General features: G+C 68.6%; 17 protein-coding genes. 4 read left to right on the top strand and 13 right to left on the bottom strand.

Annotated features, from left to right (window positions below):
• The first annotated feature begins 28 nt into the window (after positions 1-28).
• Positions 29-1,270 carry a tyrosine-type recombinase/integrase gene (locus tag JOF36_RS40350; RefSeq protein WP_307862612.1) on the top strand — a complete coding sequence of 414 codons (1,242 nt, stop codon included), beginning with the start codon at positions 29-31 and terminating at the stop codon, positions 1,268-1,270.
• Positions 1,271-1,353: 83 nt separating this feature from the next.
• Here JOF36_RS40350 and JOF36_RS26855 read toward each other — a convergent pair whose 3' ends face one another.
• From JOF36_RS26855 to JOF36_RS26800, 12 genes are all read right to left on the bottom strand, one after another.
• Positions 1,354-3,087, bottom strand: a complete 1,734-nt coding sequence (locus JOF36_RS26855) for an IS1634 family transposase (RefSeq protein ID WP_245350997.1) — start codon at positions 3,085-3,087, stop codon at positions 1,354-1,356.
• A 138-nt stretch (positions 3,088-3,225) separates the two neighbouring features.
• Positions 3,226-4,350, bottom strand: coding sequence for a site-specific integrase (locus JOF36_RS26850; protein ID WP_210032193.1), 1,125 nt, complete (start codon positions 4,348-4,350; stop codon positions 3,226-3,228).
• Entirely contained in the window at positions 4,350-4,538 is a 189-nt protein-coding gene (locus JOF36_RS26845) for a helix-turn-helix transcriptional regulator (RefSeq protein ID WP_210032191.1), read from the bottom strand. Before JOF36_RS26845 ends, JOF36_RS26850 begins: the two co-directional genes overlap by 1 nt.
• Positions 4,535-5,902, bottom strand: coding sequence for a replication initiator (locus JOF36_RS26840; RefSeq protein WP_210032189.1), 1,368 nt, complete (start codon positions 5,900-5,902; stop codon positions 4,535-4,537). Before JOF36_RS26840 ends, JOF36_RS26845 begins: the two co-directional genes overlap by 4 nt.
• Before the next feature lie 99 nt (positions 5,903-6,001).
• The gene (locus JOF36_RS26835; RefSeq protein ID WP_245350996.1) at positions 6,002-6,613 is read right to left on the bottom strand and encodes a hypothetical protein; all 612 of its coding nucleotides are present in this window, start codon (positions 6,611-6,613) and stop codon (positions 6,002-6,004) included.
• 63 nt (positions 6,614-6,676) lie between these two features.
• On the bottom strand, positions 6,677-7,513 hold the full coding sequence (gene istB, locus JOF36_RS26830) for an IS21-like element helper ATPase IstB (RefSeq protein WP_245350810.1): 837 nt from the start codon (positions 7,511-7,513) through the stop codon (positions 6,677-6,679).
• On the bottom strand, positions 7,514-8,785 hold the full coding sequence (gene istA, locus JOF36_RS26825; protein WP_210026967.1) for an IS21 family transposase: 1,272 nt from the start codon (positions 8,783-8,785) through the stop codon (positions 7,514-7,516). It abuts the gene before it with no gap.
• Between the two features lie 186 nt (positions 8,786-8,971).
• Positions 8,972-10,612 carry an FtsK/SpoIIIE domain-containing protein gene (locus tag JOF36_RS26820; protein WP_307862611.1) on the bottom strand — a complete coding sequence of 547 codons (1,641 nt, stop codon included), beginning with the start codon at positions 10,610-10,612 and terminating at the stop codon, positions 8,972-8,974.
• A 99-nt stretch (positions 10,613-10,711) separates the two neighbouring features.
• Positions 10,712-10,900 carry a hypothetical protein gene (locus JOF36_RS26815; RefSeq protein ID WP_161152823.1) on the bottom strand — a complete coding sequence of 63 codons (189 nt, stop codon included), beginning with the start codon at positions 10,898-10,900 and terminating at the stop codon, positions 10,712-10,714.
• Positions 10,900-11,238, bottom strand: coding sequence for a hypothetical protein (locus JOF36_RS26810; protein WP_210032187.1), 339 nt, complete (start codon positions 11,236-11,238; stop codon positions 10,900-10,902). The genes JOF36_RS26815 and JOF36_RS26810 overlap by 1 nt, the downstream gene beginning before the upstream one ends.
• 5 nt (positions 11,239-11,243) lie before the next feature.
• Positions 11,244-11,432 carry a hypothetical protein gene (locus tag JOF36_RS26805; protein WP_210032178.1) on the bottom strand — a complete coding sequence of 63 codons (189 nt, stop codon included), beginning with the start codon at positions 11,430-11,432 and terminating at the stop codon, positions 11,244-11,246.
• Positions 11,433-11,753: 321 nt separating this feature from the next.
• Positions 11,754-12,158: a hypothetical protein gene (locus JOF36_RS26800; RefSeq protein ID WP_245350995.1), complete on the bottom strand. Its 405-nt coding sequence runs from the start codon at positions 12,156-12,158 to the stop codon at positions 11,754-11,756.
• 117 nt (positions 12,159-12,275) lie between these two features.
• Here JOF36_RS26800 and JOF36_RS26795 point away from each other — a divergent pair, with 117 nt between their 5' ends.
• From JOF36_RS26795 to JOF36_RS26785, 3 genes are all read left to right on the top strand, one after another.
• Positions 12,276-13,112 carry a hypothetical protein gene (locus JOF36_RS26795; protein ID WP_210032169.1) on the top strand — a complete coding sequence of 279 codons (837 nt, stop codon included), beginning with the start codon at positions 12,276-12,278 and terminating at the stop codon, positions 13,110-13,112.
• Complete coding sequence (locus tag JOF36_RS26790; protein ID WP_210032167.1) at positions 13,112-13,918, top strand: protein phosphatase 2C domain-containing protein; 807 nt, start codon at positions 13,112-13,114, stop codon at positions 13,916-13,918. The genes JOF36_RS26795 and JOF36_RS26790 overlap by 1 nt, the downstream gene beginning before the upstream one ends.
• Positions 13,919-14,217: 299 nt before the next feature.
• Positions 14,218-16,182: a site-specific DNA-methyltransferase gene (locus tag JOF36_RS26785; RefSeq protein ID WP_210032165.1), complete on the top strand. Its 1,965-nt coding sequence runs from the start codon at positions 14,218-14,220 to the stop codon at positions 16,180-16,182.
• 184 nt (positions 16,183-16,366) lie between these two features.
• Here the strand turns inward: JOF36_RS26785 and JOF36_RS26780 are convergent, their stop codons facing one another.
• A complete protein-coding gene (locus JOF36_RS26780; RefSeq protein WP_210032157.1) occupies positions 16,367-17,680 on the bottom strand; it encodes an ISL3 family transposase in 1,314 nt (437 codons plus the stop codon).
• Positions 17,681-17,697: the final 17 nt, after the last annotated feature.

Below are 17,697 nucleotides of genomic sequence, written 5' to 3'. Positions count from 1 at the left end.
TGGTGCGAGCGGCCGTATCCTGCTCCACGTGGCAGGAAGGGCGACGCCTCGCGGACGGCCGCGCGGGACCATTGAGGAGCTGCCGAGCGGCGGGCTCCGCGCCTCTGTGTACGCCGGGAAGGACCCGATCTCGCGGCGCAGGCACTACCTGCGCGAGACGATCCCGGCCGGGCCGGGCGCGAAGAAGGCAGCCGAGCGGGTCCTCCGCAGGCTGAACCACGAGATCGACGAGCAGCGCAGCCCGCGCACCAGCGCGACGCTCGACCAGCTACTCGACCGGTACCTGGAGACGCTCGACGTCGGCGCGACGACCCATCGCGCGTACACCCGATATTTGGAGCTGCACGTCCGCCCGTTCCTGGGCAAGACGAAGGCCGGAGCTGTCGGTGCCGAGGCCCTGGACTCGCTGTACGCCGAGCTCCGGCGCTGCCGGGACCACTGCAGCGGCTCCGGGAAGCGCGTGGACCATCGGACGCCGCGCGGGCACGAGTGCGACGAGCGCTGCCGCCCGCACCGGTGTCGGCCCCTCGCCGCGGCCACGATCCGGCACATCCACTTCGTGCTCAACGGTGCGTTCTCCCGCGGTGTGCGGTGGCGGTGGGTGTCGGTGAACCCGGTGGAGTTCGTGGCGCCGCCGGCGAAGCCGCCGCCGGACCCGCAACCGCCGTCCGCAGCAGACGCCGCGCGGATCCTGAACGAGGCGTGGCGGGATCCGGACTGGGGCGCGCTGGTCTGGCTGTTCATGACTACCGGTGCCCGTCGCGGGGAGCTGTGCGCGCTGCGCTGGTCGAACGTCGATCTTGAGTCGGGGACTGTGACGATCCGACGTGCGATCGCGCAGGACGGGCGGGCGCTGCTGGAAAAGGACACCAAGACGCACCAGCAGCGTCGGCTCGCGCTCGACACCGAGACGGTCGAGGTCCTGCGGGACCACCGGGAGCGGTGTGTGGAGCGTGCCCGGGCGATCGGGGTGAAGCTACGGTCGGAGGCGTTCGTGTTCTCGCTGGCGCCGGATGGGGCAACGAGTCTGGTACCGGGGTCGGTGACCCAGCGGTACTCGCGCCTGGCGGCGCGGCTCGGGCTGGAGACGCACCTGCACAACTTGCGGCACTACTCGGCGACGGAGCTGATCGCGGCCGGAGTGGACGTCCGGACGGTGGCCGGGCGACTCGGTCACTCTGGGGGAGGGGTGACAACGCTGCGGGTGTACGCGGCGTGGGTTTCGGAAGCGGACCAGCGCCTGCGTTCCGCAGCCGAGGTGAGCGTCTAGGACGCGGATTGCGATGTTGACCTGCGGAAATGAGGGTGAGCACGCGCAGTGCGTGTGTTACTAGGCGGTGGCGTTGTGCCTGGTCAGCGACCTGCGGGGGTGATCTCGATGATCTTCTTGGGGAGGGGGAGGTCGAGCCGGGCGTAGAGGTCGGTCTGGGGCTTGGTGGGGTCGGTGCGCTGGCGGAATGTCCCGGTGGGGCCGGTGAAGGTGACGGCGTGGAGCCGGTCGAGGTCGCGGCGGATGTGGTGCCAGGTCTGACCGGTGGTGGTCTCGGCGATGCGGATGAGCAGTAGCGCGAGCCAGCAGAGCATGACGTGGGCGCGGATGCGTTCTTCGAGGCGGTGATAGACCGGGCGCAGATCGAGGATCTGTTTCATGTCGCGCCAGCCGCGCTCGACTTCAAGGAGTTGCTTGTAGCCCAGCGCGATGTCGGTGGCGCTCAGGTGCGGGTCCGAGCAGCGCAGCAGGTACTTGCCGTCCAAGTTGGCCTCGGTCTTGATCTTCGCCTTGTCGATGCGCAGCAGCCCGCCGGGGGTGAGGCGCAGGTAGCGGTTCAGGCCGGGCTTGGTCGAGATCTTCCCGCGCAGCTCGCCGCGTTTCATCGTCGGGAGCTTGTCGGATCCGGCGATGAGCTCGTCGAGTTGGGCGACGAGCCGGTCGCGGATGTGGGCGTCGCGCTCGGCGGCCTCGGGGTTGTGGCAGATGACGAACCGCTCGCTGTCGGAGACCTGCACTTCCTTGACCCGCATGTTCTCGCCGATGGTGGTGTAGCGGCCCTGCCGCGACAGGGCGGTCTTGATCTCCGGGCTGTCCGAGCGGAGCTTCTCGCCGATGATGTAGGTGTGCTCGCCGCGACGTAGGTAGCGGCGGTTGGCTTGTGAGGAGAAGCCGCGGTCGGCGACCCACACGATCTTGGACAGGGTCCAGTCCCGCATGTCGTCGCGGACCTGGCGGATCAGTTTCGAGTCGGCGGTGTTGCCCGGCCAGCACCACACCCGCACCGGGATCCCCTCGCGGGTCACCGCCATCCCGATCACGATCTGGGGCAGGTCGTCGCGGGAGTCCTTCGACTTGCCGTAAGTCCGGAACCCGGCCGCGCTCTGCTCGTCGTCGGTGCCGTCCTGACCGTCCTGACCGTCCTTGCCGTCCCGGCCGGCCACGACCTGCCCGTGTTCGTCGCGGTCCACCGGTGTGTCGGGATCCTCCAGCTCGAAGTAGGTGGAGGTGGTATCGAAGAACAGCAGGTCGACCTCGAGGTTGAGCAGGTTCGCGACCTGGGCAAACACCTCGCGCTCCAGGTGTTCGCGCACGTCGTGGAGCCAGTCCATCGCCCGGTAGCAGACATCGTCGGAGGTCTCGGGCAGGCCGTCGATGTGCACATCGTTCGAGATCCAGTCCGCGGCGGCCAGCTTCGACGACGGCGCCAGGGCCCGATTGGCGACCAGCCCGAACAGCACCCGCTCGAACGGCGCGCTGCCCCGCCGCTTGGCCAGCAACCTGTTGAGCACCGTGTCGATGCCCAGCCGGCGCCACAGCCCGTCGAGGACATCCGTGCCGCCCAGCGGGCGCGAGCCGAGCAAGCTCAGATCCGAACCGGCGGTGGCCTTGAGCGCCGCTGCCGGGTCGAGCAGCCGTGACAGCGACACGATCAGCCGCTCGATCGCCGCGGTGTCGACCTGATCGGTCCGCCCGAAGCTGTAGAGGATCTTGGTGCGAGCGGCGCGGGCGGCGGGGTCCCAGTCGTTGTGGACCAGTTGCAGGTAGGACACCCGGGTCCCGTTGCGGTTCTGCCGCTTCACCTCCCGCAAGAACATGTCCCAGAGCCTATCGACATCCAGCCACGTCAATCAACCTACACGGGACGATTCGTGTACTAGGCGTTCACGCGGTCGAACACTAGGCGCGGGCCGCTGACCTGCCCACACCGCCCAGACGTGTCCCAGGATCCACCATCAGCTGCGGAACGCAGGCTTGCGGCCGAAGTAGAAGTCTTGGGTCATCGAGATCTTCGAGTGCCCGAGCTGGTCCGCGGCCTGGCGGGCGGAGAGCCCGGCGTCGTCCATGAGCGTGGCGACGGTCTTGCGGTATACGTGCGAGGTCACCCAGCCGTAGCCCGCGCGGGCGAAGATGTCCCGCAGGTCGGCCTGGGTGTTCGACGGGTCGCGCAGTCCGCCCATGACCGCGGGGAACACCGGATCCCCTCCGACGGCGTTCGAGGCGGCGGAGCGGCGCTCACGGAGCATCGTCACGGCCCAGCTCGACAGCTCCAGCGTCCGGTACCCGCTCTTGCTCTTCGGCTTCCACTTGATCGACAGACCCTGTCCCTTGATCCGAATGACCGTGCCCCGTACCTCCACGGTCCCGGCGTCCAGGTCCAGCGCGTCCCAGGTGACCGCTGTGGCTTCCCCGATCCGTAGGCCGGTGGCGAGCATGAAGTCGGTCAGGTCGACCAGGTCGAGGTTCTGGCACTTCTCGTCCTCGTGCAGGTAGCCGCGCAGCTCGATCGCCTCGGGCAGGGTGAGCGCGCGGGTCGAGGACCGGTTGCTCTCAATCCGACCGACGTCACGCACCGGGTTGCGGTCCATCGCGTCGTGCCGCACCGCCAGGCCGACCATGCCGCTCAGCACCGTGCGGACGGTCTTGGCGGCCGCGGTGCCGTGGCGGTCGTGCACCTCGACGACGAAGCGGTCCAGCCGCCCGGTGCTCAGCTCCCGGACCCGGAGCCGTCCGATTCCGTCGCGGACGTGACGATCGAACTGGAGCCGGTAGAGCGCGAGGGTGTTCGGCGAGCGCTTGCCCAGCCCGACGGCGCGTTCGATCTCGGCCAACCACAGCTCGCCCAGCTCACGCACCGACATGTCTCCGGTGATCTCGCCGCTGCGGCTCGCCTTGCCCCTGTCGCGCAGGGCAGCGAGCAGCACTTGCTGAGCGCCGGCCTGACTCCATCCGACCCGCTCGACGTGGCGGATCACGCCGTCGTGGTCACGGAACTGCGTCCGGGCCTGGTAGCGCTTCGGGCCCAGCTTGTAGACCCGGATCCGGCCGTGCGTGCCGATAGGCAGGGGAGGGCGAGCCATCACGCGGCCTCGTCCTGCAGCGAGACGACCCACTCGCGGACGTCCTCGGGGATGTAGCGGACGTGCTTGCCCATCCGGCGACCACGCGGGCCGTAGCCCTGGCAGCGCCAGCGATAGAGCGTCTGGACCGGGATGCCGAGGTACTCGGCTACCTCCTTGACACCCCACAGCTTCTCAATCCCGTTCATGACGTCCTCCCGTGCTCGATGCGGTCGGTACCGCGAGTGCGGCGCTGCTCGCGTCGCCGTTCGGCGATGCCCTGGGCGATCTCTCGTTCGGCGTCGTTGCGGTGCCCGAACTGGACGACGTGCCAGTCGTTGACCACCAGCACCGAGCCGGGTTCGGCGGGGGTGTCGAGGGCGGCGAGGGTTTCGCCGAGGCGGTAGGTGCGGCGTTCTCCGCGGATGGCGCCGAAGGTGGTGGAGTAGTTGCGGGACTTGGTGAGGAAGTGGCCGCGGAACCCGAGCATGTGGGCCCAGCGGCGCAGGTTCAGGTCCTCGTACTGCTCATGGCCGCCGAGCTCCCACGCGGTCTCGATCAGCCTGCGGTGGTGCGGGGTGAGGTCGAGGTGGCGCAGGTGGGCGATGTCGCGGATGGGCCGGTCGGTGGCCTCGGACTTGCCGGTGCCCTTGGTGGCGTACTTGGCGACGTAGGCGGCCAGGGCGGAGTCGGTGATCTCGCCGTCGTCGTCCTCGAGCGCGGCCGCGGTGGTCGAGGTGATCGGGCGGACGTCGACCTGCCGTCCCCAGCCCAGCGGTAGCGGTGTGCCGTCCGGGCGGTCGACGACCAGCGAGACCGAGCGGGCCGCCTCTCGGACCGCGGCGTTGAGACCCTCCTCGGTGATGCCGGCCGGAGTTGGGGTGGTGGGTCCGTCCGGGCCGTCGAGGCGGACCACGGCGTGGAAGTGGACCAGCCCGCGGCGTTGGTACTCGGCGACCTTGGCGTAGGAGAGGCGGGCGTGGTCGCGGAACTCGCGGACCTTGACCCCGAGCATCTGCGCGAGGATGCGGCGCAGCCGGATGGCGAAGCGGTTCCACAGCTTCCCGGCGTGGGCCTGCCACAGCACCGCGCCGACGTAGTCGTGGGTGTCGGGGTCGAGCGCGGTGCCGATGCGCGGGTCGTCGGGGTGGTGCTTGTCGCCGCAGCCGCACGGGACGACGAGGCCGCGGGCGGTGACCCGGCGGGTGTGGACGGGCCCGAACGAGGGTGCTGTCAGTGTGACGAATACCCGCGGGTGTGCGGCCGCAGTGTCGGGGACGCCTTTGCCGCCGGCCATCCCTGAGCGGATGAGGTGGTAGGCATCCGAGGCGTAGCGGTCCGAGCAGGCCGGGCACACCGACGCCCGACGGTTGCCGCACGGGGCGAGGATCTCGCCCTCCCGCTCGGCCAGCACAGCACCGGTGGCGCGGTCCTGGATCCGCGAGGAGCCGGTCAGATGGATGGGGGCGGCGCAGCCGCCGAGGGCGGTGACCTCCCGGCGCCAGTCCTGGAAGTCCGGTGAGCGCAGCAGGTGTGAGAGGTCGTGGTCGTGCTGGGCGGTGGCAGCCATCATGGCGGCATCCCTCCCGGGAGCGTGGTTGTGGGTGGCTTCGGCCCCGCCGGGAGCTGGACTCGGACGGCGGCGGGACCGGGCCGGGGACACCGGGCCGGGTCAGCGGCGGTAGGTGCGGTGTTCGTGCTCGATCTCGACCGGGCCCGGTGTGAAGCCGTGGTAGCGGGCGAGCAGGCGGGCCGCGGCCCGGTAGGAGGAGGCGTGGCCGATGTGGGTGCCGTGGTCGTTCTCGACGCGGTAGCGGGTGCCGTCGCGCAGCACGGTCCCGCCGTGGCCGGTTCCGCCGAGGGTGACGAGGGCCTTGCCGGGCTCGACGACGTCGACGCCGATCACCCCGGTCGTGCGTTGCGGCACCTGCTTCGGCGCGGCCGGTGTCTGGGGGACGGGGCGGAGGTGTTGCCAGCGGGTGGCCATGTCCCGGGTGGCGCGGGGGATCAGGATCGAGCGGGCCGGGCCCTCGGCGCCGTTGTGGTGGACGTGGTGGGTGCCGCCGAGCTTGAGGTGGCCGGTGTCGAGCAGCTGGGCCACGGTGTCGCCGTCGTGGCGGGCGAGGGTGTCGGCGCAGCCGGGCCGAGCGGGATCGGTGCGCAGCACCAGCCCGGTCCGTTCGATCAGCAGCAGGCCCGGGTCCTGGGCCAGCGCGACGATCCGGGCTACCTCCCGCGGATCCTGCGTCGCCGCCGTGCGGTCGTCGGCGGGGGCCTCTGTCAACGGCGGGTTAGAAGTGACCCCCTGGCGACGGTTTGGGATTGACCCCTGTGTGCCCGGTTCGTGCTAGTTGTCGCGGTCTTTGGCGAGGAGTTCGCGGCGGGCGCGTGTGCGGTAGGAGTCGCCGGAGAGGGTGAGGACCTCGGCGTGGTGGACGAGGCGGTCGATCATCGCGGCGGCGACGATCTCGTCGCCGAAGACCTCGCCCCAGCGTCCGAAGGGCAGGTTGCTGGTGACCATGACCGAGCCCTGTTCGTAGCGAGAGGCGATGAGCTGGAAGAACAGGTTCGCCGCGTCGTGGTCGAAGGGGATGTAGCCGACCTCGTCGATGATGATCAGCTTGTAGCGGCGGATCTTGCGTAGCTCGGCCTCCAGCTGCCCGGCCTGGTGCGCGGCAGCGAGGCGGGTGATCCAGTTGCCGGCGGTGTTGAAGAGCACCGAGTGCCCGGACTGGGTGGCTTTGACCCCGATCCCGATCGCGAGGTGGGTCTTCCCGATCCCGGGCGGTCCGAGCAGGATCACGTTCTCGGCCTTGGCCACGAACGTGCCGGTCGCCAGATGGGCGAGCAGGTCTCGGCGCAGAGAGGGCAGATGGTCGAGGTTGAACTCCTCCAGCGTTTTCACGGCCGGGAAGTGGGCGGTGCGGATGCGCATGGTGGTGCCGGCGGACTCACGGTCGGCGACCTGGCGCTCCAGGACCGCGGTCAGGTACTCCTCGTGCGACCAGTTCAGGTCGCGGGCCTGGGCGGCGAGGTCGTCCCAGACGCGGGCGATCGTGGGCGTCTTCAACACGCGAGTCAGGTAGGCCAGCTTCGAGCCGAGCTCGGTGCTCACGCCACCGGTCTTCGTGGCTTCCGTGGCTGCTGTCGTGCTGGTCGTCGCGGTCGTCTTCGGGGTGGTCATCTACTGCCCTTCAGCGGTGGCGGTCGGGTCGGGTGCGGGGTCGAAGTTCACGCCGTAGAGCGCGTCGTAATCCGGCAGCGCGCGCAGGGCCACGACGTGCCCATCGGTGTGGGAGCGCGTGTCATGGCGGGCGCGGTCACGGGCGGCGGTGAACGCAGTGCGCAGGGCGCGGGCGGTGGCCCGGTGCTCGGGATCGGTCACCGTGGCGCCGCTGGCCCAGACCCGCTCGTGGGTGGCCGCGATCTGCCCGGCGCAGGTGACCGCGACCAGGGCGGGAGTGGCGATCCAGTCGACGAACCGGCCGATCGCGGCCGGGTTGACCGAGTAGTCGTTGCCGTCGACGCGCACGTAGTAGTCACGCGCCAGCCGAACCCGCCCGGTCAGCCCGACCTGCGGCGCCACCGGCGGCAGGGCGACCATCGCGGCCCGGTCGATCGGCCACCGCGTGGCGGGGGTGGTCCCAATCGAGCGCAGGTGCCGGGCGCCCGCCACCTCGGTCAACCAAGTCTCGATCTGGGCGTTGAAGTCGAACGGCGAGACGAAGCTGCGTCCGGGCAGAAAGGAGGTCTCGAAGTAGCCGTTGCGCCGCTCCACCAGTCCCTTCGACTCCGGGTCCCGTGCCGGGGTGAGCTTGATCCGCACCCCGAGCGTCCCGGCGAACGCAGCTGCCTCGACGCCGGGTCGCCCGGTGCCGCCGATCGCGGCCTCGCGGTCCCAGACCAGCGTGCGGGGACAGCGGCCCCACCCTGCGATGATCTCCCACATCCCGGCCAGGATGTCGCCGGCCTTGCGGGACGGGATCATCACAGCGTCCGTCACCCGGGAGAAGCCGCAGGTCATCGCCAACACCGGCAGGACCCGCGCCCCGCTGGCACCGACCGGGATCGGGACCGGCGGGAACCACAGGTCGCACTGCGCGAGCTCACCGGGGGCGTACTCGATCCGGTCCGCCGGGTCGGGAGGGGCGAACAACGGCCGCAGCTCACGCACCCGGTCCTTGAGGATGGTCAACGAGTGTGTCCAGCCGATCCGCTCGGCGATCACCGTCGCCGGCATCCTCGGATACTCGGCCAGCAGGGCCCGGACCTGCGGCTCCACCTTGTCCACCAACGACCCGCGCGGTCCACGCTCCCGCGAGGGCGGCGCGTCGGCCCGCAACGCCGCCCGCACCGTATTTCGCGCCAGTCCCAGCCGGCGGACGATCTCCTTGATCGGCACGCCCTCGGCGCGGTGCAGACGACGGACCTCAGCCCACTCTTCCAACGTGATCACCCCTCCAGCCTCGATGGAGGGGTCAGTCCCAACCCGTCGCTAGAGGGTCAGTCTCAGCGCGTCGTCGACAGCCTCGATCAGCGACGGGTCCCCGAACAGCGCCCCCTGCACCGTGCCGGCCTGTGCTGTCCCGGCATGGGCGGTCATGCGGACCACCACCAGGTGGCGCGGGCCTCCCAGGACCACTCACGAGCGAGCTGGCGGATCACGTAGTACTCGGCCACGACCGCGCCGCCGACCACGACCCAGAACCAGCCCGAACCGGTGCCCAGATAGAGCCAGGTGCCGCCGATGACCAGCAGGAACAGCAGGGTGAGCTTGGCCCAGGTGCGCAGCGCCCAGATAGTCGTCGTGCCCATCACGCCGCCCCCGCTCACCCTGCGCGTCCCCGTGGCCGCCCTGGTCGTCGGTGTCGTCGTGGGGAAGGTCGATGACCTCGGCTACTGGTGGTGCGCAGCGGGTGACGAGTTCGGTGATGTCGTCGTCGGAGACGAACGCGGCCCGGAACCGGACCGGCAGCCGCGAGCCGCGGTCGATCACGAACCCGATCCCGGCATGACGGGCATCGCCGGGGATCTCGTCGGCCAACGCACCCCGCTCCCGGGCACCTTCACCGAGGACCATGTCCACATGCGAGGCGGCGGTGACGCCGAGGCAGATCCGTTGGGTGAACAGCTCGCGGACGTCGACGACGTCCTTGGAGGGCTCCTGCAGGTAGCCGTGGACGGCGAACAGCGACGCCCGGCCCTGAGTCATGACCTCCGCGAGCAAGCGGAGGGCCTCGCGGACCGAGGTGCGGTCGCCGTAGGCGGTGAGCATCGCCATCTCATCGATCACCAGCAGCTCCACCGGCGTCCCCGTACTGGGCGTGCAGGCGCGGATGTTCTGCTCGCGCATGTCGTCCTGCCGGTCGCGCATGCTGTCGCGGAACTCGGTCAGCAGCTCCAGCGCGGCGGGCATCGAGGTGGCGTAGCGGTGGAACAGCGGGACGCCCTGCTCGGTCTCCACCCCGCCCTTGAGATCGACCATCCAGACCCGGACGACGCCGTCCCGAAGACACGGCCCGACCCCACGCAAGGTCGACCAGAGCACCGAGCCCTTACCCGCCCCGGAGGCGCCGGCGACCAGGCGGTGCCCACCGATCACGGGGGCCGTGAAGGGCTCGCCCCGCTCGTTGTCCCCGATCTCGATCGCCCCGAGATCGACGTCGTCGACCTGCTCCGGGATGTCGGGAGCCGGGATGGTGCGAGTGAAGGGCAGCTCCCACTCGATGACGACCGCGACCACACCGGGGCGGTGGCGGGTGATCGCCACCCGGTGCGCGATCAGCGCTTCCCACAGCACCGAGGAGCGCTCCTGCCAGAACGCCACGTCCTGCCCGCGGACCATGCGGACATACACGGTGTCGATCGACGCCGACGACGACCGGACCCGCAGCACGCGCGGGACGAGCTGATCGCCGGTGTGGCGGTGCTCGCGGGTCAGCCCGGTGTCAGACATCAGCTGGGCCCAGCGACGGCCGCGGTAGACCGTCCAGCGCCGCCAGGTCGCCCGCAGCAGCGGAGCGGCGAACCGATCGAAGCTGCCCGGATGGCACCGGCCCCACCCGAACACCGCCAGCGTCAGTCCACCGAGCACAGCGCTGGTGACGAGCGGGCCGAGGATCAGGGTCAGGCCGAGGACAACGAGGGGGACGGCGACGAACCCGGGATGCCGGGCGAGCCAGGCGGCAGCCTGAACCTCACGGCCGGGCGGCCGGGTCGCGCGCCCGGACTGCGAGCGTGCGGGCCCGTTGATGCGGGTTGCGGTGCTACTACGCTTGTTCACTGCTACCAGTCCTCACGAGATGAGTTGGCCGGGTAGCGGGGCGCCTGCCGGTGTTTCCGCCAAGAATCAGTTCGGCGGGCGCCCCACCACCGGTGGTGGTCATTTCTGTTCGCGCAGCGCGCCGCGGGCCGAGTCCAGATGCACCGTCAGGTGCGCGACGTCGCGGGCGAGGTTGTCGTGGGTGTTCTTGAACCCACCGGTCCGATACGGGATCCCATGCAGCGAGCGCCTGAGTTCACGCATCGCGGCATCCAGCTCTTCGACGGTGCGGTCGACGGCCTTCGACATCACTTCCTCCACTCCCGAGAGACCAGCTCGGCCTCCCACTTCTTCGCCGAGCTCGCCATCACCTTCAGCGAGCCGTGGGCCTTCTTCGCCGACGCGCTGATCTCGTCGGGGGAGGCCACCGACCAGTGCTGCCGGTCGGCGCCGGCCTTGGCCGAGGCGCCCTTCCCGCTCCGCTTGGACCGGGTGTCGGTGGCCTTGGCCGCGACCTTCTCCGCGTCGGCCAGGGCGTCGCCGACCAGCTGCAGGGCGCGCCAGAACTCGCCGTACTTGCGCAGCGCCCGCCGGTTGACCTTCGGCAACGTTTTGATCCGGTCCCGCGGGCCGAGGCTGATCGCCACGACGGTCAGACCCCCTTACGGATCGCGAGCTGGGCCAGGCGCAGGCCCTCCGCGACCCCGGCTCGCCACGCCTGCTCGGTCGGCACCACCGGCAGTTCAGTGCGGGACCAGCGGCGCCGTTCGATCTCCAGGCGCCGCACCAGACGGCCCACCCCGGCGGTGACCCGGGGGCGGGTGTTGGTGGTCGTGTTCATCGCGTCATCTCCGTTCCGGCCAGCGACGCCGGGCCGCTGGTCTCGCCTTCTCCGAAGCAGCCCGGGCAGGCCCCGGAACCGCCACATGCCGCGCACTCGATCCCGTTGATCGAGTCGCCGTAGCCGTCACACACATCGCAGGCGCGGCTACCGCTGCATTCGCCACACACCACCGGCGATCACCCCTGGTCGGAGACACACGTGTCCCCACGTCGGAATTGCATCGATCTGCCGGAACCGGGTCCGGCGGAAAGAGTGGGCCGCTACATCAGGCGACCAGGCCCGTGCAGGTCTACGGGCGGTCGGCGCTACTGGCGCCGGTCAGGACTCGCCGTCGCCGTCCCTGTTGTGGCGCCGGGTCGGCATCGGCGCCGGGGTGGTGTGCTTGAGACCCATCGCCTTGAACGCGATCCCCGAGACCGTGCGCCCGTCCGGGGACTCGATCGAGTACGGATTGATCTGCGGGTCCAGCAGCTCCACCCGGGTGTCCTCCGGGAACCCCTCACCCGGGTCCGCGGTCAGGGTCACCTTGATCTCCTCACCCTTCGGCGCCCGCTCACCCGGCCCCACCTGCAGCTTCGCGAACAGCGACACCGCGAACTGCGCGACCCCGTCCCGGTCGGTCACCGGCACCTGCGCACCGTTGGCGTCCTCACGGGTCTTCGGCGCGGGCGGCTCGACGACCGTGAGCTTGTACTGGGTCATCACCACGGGAAGGTTTCGCATGCTCCTACCTCTCTGTTAAGCCCCCTAAACTCTCGGAGTGCCGATCGACACGGGTTGAGGGGGCTAAACCAGGATGGGTCCGGGAAGAGAGCTTGTCAAGGGGCCTAAACTCGTGGTGTGCCTCAAGTTGACGACGAGTTCCACGCGCTGCGCCTGGAGTCGGACCCGGTCCGACGTGGGCGGTGGGCGACCGACCTGCTGGCGACCTACCAGCAGCGTTCGGTGGAGCTCGCGCGTATTCGTCGCGCCGCGGTCGAAGAGGCACGCGACCAGCTGGGCGGCAGCTACACCGAGGTGGCCCGAGCGTTCGGGCTGACCAAGGGCCGGATCACCCAGATCCGCAGTAGTGCCCCGCCGGCGCATCGGGCGTTCTTCGGCGTTGGCCCGCTCGACATCGCGCTTCCCGGCCGCCGGCTGCTCAATCGCGATGACCTGGTGATCGCGAGCGAGGACGACGCCACCGGCGCCCACGTCACCGACGAGGCCGAGCGGCTGATGTTCACCGTCGAGCGCCAGATCATCGATCCGCTGGAGGAGTGGGAGCCCGCCGGAGACGCCGTCGTGGTCTGCGGCCCGGCATCGGCGCACATCGGCAACTTGCTCCTGCAGCGTGATCCGTTGCTCGTGATGACGATCGGCGACGGTGCGCGGTGGGGGATCACCGACCAGGAGACGGGGGAGCGGTTCCTGTCCCCGCTGGACGATCCCGAGCCGCGCCGTGCCGATGTCGCCTACCTCGCCCGGCACGTGATGCCCTCCGGGCGCATCGTCATCCACATCGCCGGAGTGCACGCCCTGGGCTCGGTCGCGGCTGCCCACTACCTCACCGAGCACGTCGCAGACCTCTGGGCCGAGATGGGGGAGTCCTCGTTCAGCGCGGTGGTCGGCGGCGAGTTCGACGGCCTGGCCCCCACCACCCTGACCGTGCTCGTCCCTCCCCGACGATGGCCGTGATGACCACGCACGGCGCCTCACTGCCGGGAGGACCCGGCCCGGGCCAAGACCGCTGGACTGCAACTCCGAACGGTCTGATTGTTCTCGACGGCGCTACCGCGGTCGCTCCCGGCGTTCCACCAGCCGAGGAGTATGTCGACGCACTGCTCGACGCTCTCCGTTCACGTCTCCGCTCCGGCGCGGGGCTCCGGGCCGTCATCGCTGATGCCATCGAGGCGGTTTCCGCAAAGCTCGACCTGTCCCCGGGCGCGGGCCCGTCGTCCACCGTCGCCCTATTGCGATGGACCGACAGCACCGTTGACGCGGCGGTGCTCGGCGACAGCAGCGTCGTGCTCGGCACACGTCACGGGCAGCAGATTCGACTCTGCGACGACCGGCTTGAGTCCATCGCGCCCGGACAGCGGCAGCACTACCGCGAACGGCTACAGCACGGCAGCGGCTACGACGACGCGCACCGGCAACTCCTCACCGACCTCCAGCGCAACGAGCTACGCGCCCGCAACCGGGATGACGGCTACTGGATCGCCGAGGCCACCGGCGAGGCCGGCCACCACGCCATCCTCGACCAGTTCGACATTGCAGACCTCGAATGGGCAGCGCTCGCCACCGACGGCGCACAACGCACCATCGACCACCTGGGCACGCCCTGGAGCGACGTGGCCGCCAAGGACGGCGCCGAGCTACAAGTCCTCCTGCAGCACCTACACCGCTGGGAAGCCGAGCAGGACCCCAACGGCCAGCACCTGCCGCGGGCCAAGCGCCACGACGACAAGACCGTCACGACCTGGACACTGAACACCCGCTGACCTGCTCACGCGTCGCCCGAGCGCTCGCCGTGTCTAGACCTTCCATTCGGTATCAAGGCGGCGCCTTCGGCGCCGCGCGGGGCGTGCGGCCTCCGGCCGGTCCCCGCGCGGCGCACGGCATTGCCGCGGTTCATGACGAAACCGCGGTCCACATTTGCAAGATCACCCCTCGTACTAGGCTGGGCTGGACCCTGGCGTGCTGGCCCTGGCAGCTATTGGCCAGCCAGCCAGCATCGCGCAGGGCCGAAGGCTGCCGATGTCGACGGTAGTACTGACGAGTAGAGCGAACGAGGGCGAATGTGGCGAGGCATACCGGCCGACTTGAGTTGACGTGGACCGACAAGGACAAAGCGCTCTTGTCAACGGGCGACGGAAAATACGACTACACGTTCGCCTCTCGCAACGATCCGCGCGTCCGTGAGGTTCGCCTTCTCCACGAAGTCGACCGTGTCGAGTCCTCAGCGTCTAGAGAACCAGCTGACGAATCTCCTGAGTCAACGGCAGAGAACTTACTTATCACTGGCGACGCAATGCATGCCCTAGACGCTCTAGCGAAGACGCCGGAATGGGCTAACCAATTCCTCGGTAAAGTCACCGTGGCCTACATCGATCCACCGTTCAACACAGGACAAGCATTCGATAACTACGAAGATAACATCGAGCATTCAATCTGGCTGACACTCCTCCGGGACCGACTCCGTCAGATCAAGCCGCTGCTTGCAGATGACGGTTCGGTGTGGGTGCATCTCGATGACGTAGAAGTCCACCGGTGCCGTGTGGTTATGGATGAAGTATTAGGTTCAGAGAACTTCGTTGCCGAAGTTGTGTGGCAAAAAGCGGATTCGACACGGAATGACGCTAAGCTTCTATCTGTGGATCACGACACCATCCTTGTCTACCGTGCGTCGCCATCTTGGCGCCCGAACCGGTTGCCTCGGACCTCCGATTCTGACGCACGATTTTCCTCACCAGACCATGACTTAAAGCCGTGGTTCGACGATAATCCAACCGCGCCGGGCGCAAATTCGCATCAAGGCATGGTTTACGCAATTCAACATCCAATCACGGGAGAGCTGCAATACCCGGCCCGCGGGCGTTGCTGGTGGACTGAGCAGAAGCAGATTCTGCGCTATATGAATGAGTATGCGGCGTATGAGCTACGTGACATCCGAGACGCTGCCAAGCGCGCGGATCTCTGCGGAACCGAAGTCGACGAAGTCCGTCACGATGTTCGAGCAGTAATGCTCGCTGTGCCGCTAGACCGGGCCCAAGTGTCCGCGAGGGAGCGTTATAGTGCGGGCACGTGGCCAATGATCGTCCTGCGATCCGGTGGCACGGGCGGGTTAGGTCGAAAAGCGTACGTACCGGATACCGGGCTAGTGGCGTCCACGTGGTGGTCGAACGACCTGGTTGGTCACAACCGTGAGGCTAAGGCGGAAATAAAGGCGCTCTTTCCGGAAGTCAATGCATTCGCCACGCCTAAGCCCGAGAGACTGCTTCAGCGCGTCATTCAAATTGCAAGCAATCCAGGGGACTTGGTGCTCGATTGTTTTGCGGGTTCCGGCACTACCGCTGCTGTTGCTCACAAGATGGGGAGGCGGTGGGTGACATGCGAGCTGCTTCCTGAAACGGTCGCGACATTCACTAAGCCGCGCCTAACCCGTGTTGTCATGGGCAACGATCGAGGTGGAGTTACCAATCAGCGTGAACGTGTTCCTGACAGTGAACAAGGACTCCCGGAGGGGATGACTCCCGAAGAGGCTCGCAATTTCGTTCGTCTACTTGGCAAGTTCGCGAAGATGCGCGCTGATCTCGACTCGTCAACCCTCAAGGCTTTGCGAACGTCCGCCAAAACGAAGGAGATTGTGACTTCGACTTGGCATGGCGGCGGGGCGTTCTCACACCTAGTCGTTGGCCCGTCGATGTATGAGTTCGACGCAGAGGAGGATGAGGTGTTCCTGGCGGAGACTGCGACGAATGGCGTTTGGTCGAAATCTGTTGCAGCACAGCTGAAGTTTGCGCTGACTCCCGAGCACCCGGTCTTCTGTGGAGTGCGCGGTCGTCAGCGTCTTTCGGTAGTCGATGGCGTGGTTGACGATGTCGTGGTGCGCACCATCTTGGAACACCTCGGCGAAAAGGAGCGCGTCGTGATTGTCGCCAAAGTTGTTCTGCCTGAAGCAGAGGCGCTACTCAACGATCTGTCTCCCGGATCGCGGATCAAGAAGGCGCCGCGCGACTTGTTCCAGCGGAAGACGGTGAAGTGACTTGACTGCCAATGTCACCTTCGATGAAGCGCTAATCTGCGAGATTGCCGCCCGGTTCGATCTTCGCGTGCCGAATCGACGCGCCCTTGAAGCAGTTGTGACGGCACTCGCGGACGCCAACGGCGAGTATAAGGAATTGGTCGCAGATCTAGCTACCGGGGTCGGAAAAACGGCTCTTCCGGTTTTAGAGTGCGAGGGCTCCGCAGTGCAGTAGTGATCGGATGCGGTAGTTGAGCAGGTTGCGGAAGCCGAGGGCGTTGCGTCGCAGCGCTTCGAGTCGGCCGTTGATGGCTTCGGTCGGGCCGTTCGAGGCTTGGTGGTCGAAGTAGGCCAGGACGTCGTTTCGTCGCCGGTGCAGCGTCCGTCCCAGGGTGGTGAGCTCGTCGAGCCCGGCCGGTAGTCCTGTGCGCAGTCGGTTGATCACGGCGGTGAGCAGGGTCTTGCCGCGTTGACGGTTCTGGTCGGCGTAGGCGGCGATGATCTGCTGGTAGGCCCACCACGTGACTTCGACCGCGACGTGCTCGTCGGCGGCGAACACCGCCTCGAGCCGGGCGCGTTGGCGGTCGGTGAGTAGCGCGAGGCGGGTGCGCAGGGTGCGACGTGCCCGGTAGAGCGGGTCACCGGTGCGGCCTCGGTGGCCGAGGGTGTCCTGCTGGACGCGTTGGCGACACAGGTCGAGCTTCGCGCCGGCGAGGGCGACGACGTGGAATGGGTCCATCACGGTGACCGCGTCCGGGACGGCGTCGGTGGCGGCGTTCTTGTAGCCGCCGAACCCGTCCATCGCCACGACCCGGACCCCGTCGCGGAAGGCCTGGTCGCGGTCGTCGAGCCAGGTCTTCAAGGCTGCCGCCGAGCGGTCCGCGACCACGTCGAGCAGCCGTGCCGGTCCTCGGCCCGCGACGACCTCGGTGAGGTCGGTGATCACGGTGACGAACCCGTCGCCCGCGGCGCCGAACACGTGGGCCCACTTGTGCTCGTCGACCCCGATCACCTGCACCCCGTCGAGCCGGGCGGGGCCGGCGCGCAGCAGCAGCTGCTCGGTCGCGGCGACCGCGACGCTGTTCACGGTGTCCCAGCTCCGGCCGAGCTCCCGGGCGACCGCGGCGACGGTGGCCTTGTCGATCGCCAAGCGGCGCAACACATAGTCCGCGCAACGCCGGGTGGTCGAGGCCCCGGGGCGGGCCAGGCGAGCCGAGTCATGAGCGAAGATCTCGCGGGCGCAACCGTCATGCACACACCGGTAGCGCGGAACCCGGACCCGCAGCACGAGAGGATGCCCGACCACCGGGACGTCACAGACGCGGCGCTCGGTGCTGTCCCGGTAGACCCCGACCAACCCGCACCCCGGACACACGTCGGGCCCGTCGGTGATCAGCTCGCACCACACCACCGTCGTCTCACCGTCCAGCGCGGCGTCGGTGATCCGCACACCGAGCTCGACGGTACGGACGATCGTGTCGGCCACGATCTGGGCAGGCGGGCACGTAGGCTGCGACATCGGGTCCCCGGGGTGTT

Origin of the sequence: Pseudonocardia parietis (assembly GCF_017876315.1) — a bacterium.
In the GTDB taxonomy this organism is placed as follows: domain Bacteria; phylum Actinomycetota; class Actinomycetes; order Mycobacteriales; family Pseudonocardiaceae; genus Pseudonocardia; species Pseudonocardia parietis.
This window is presented reverse-complemented; position numbering and strand designations above follow the sequence as displayed.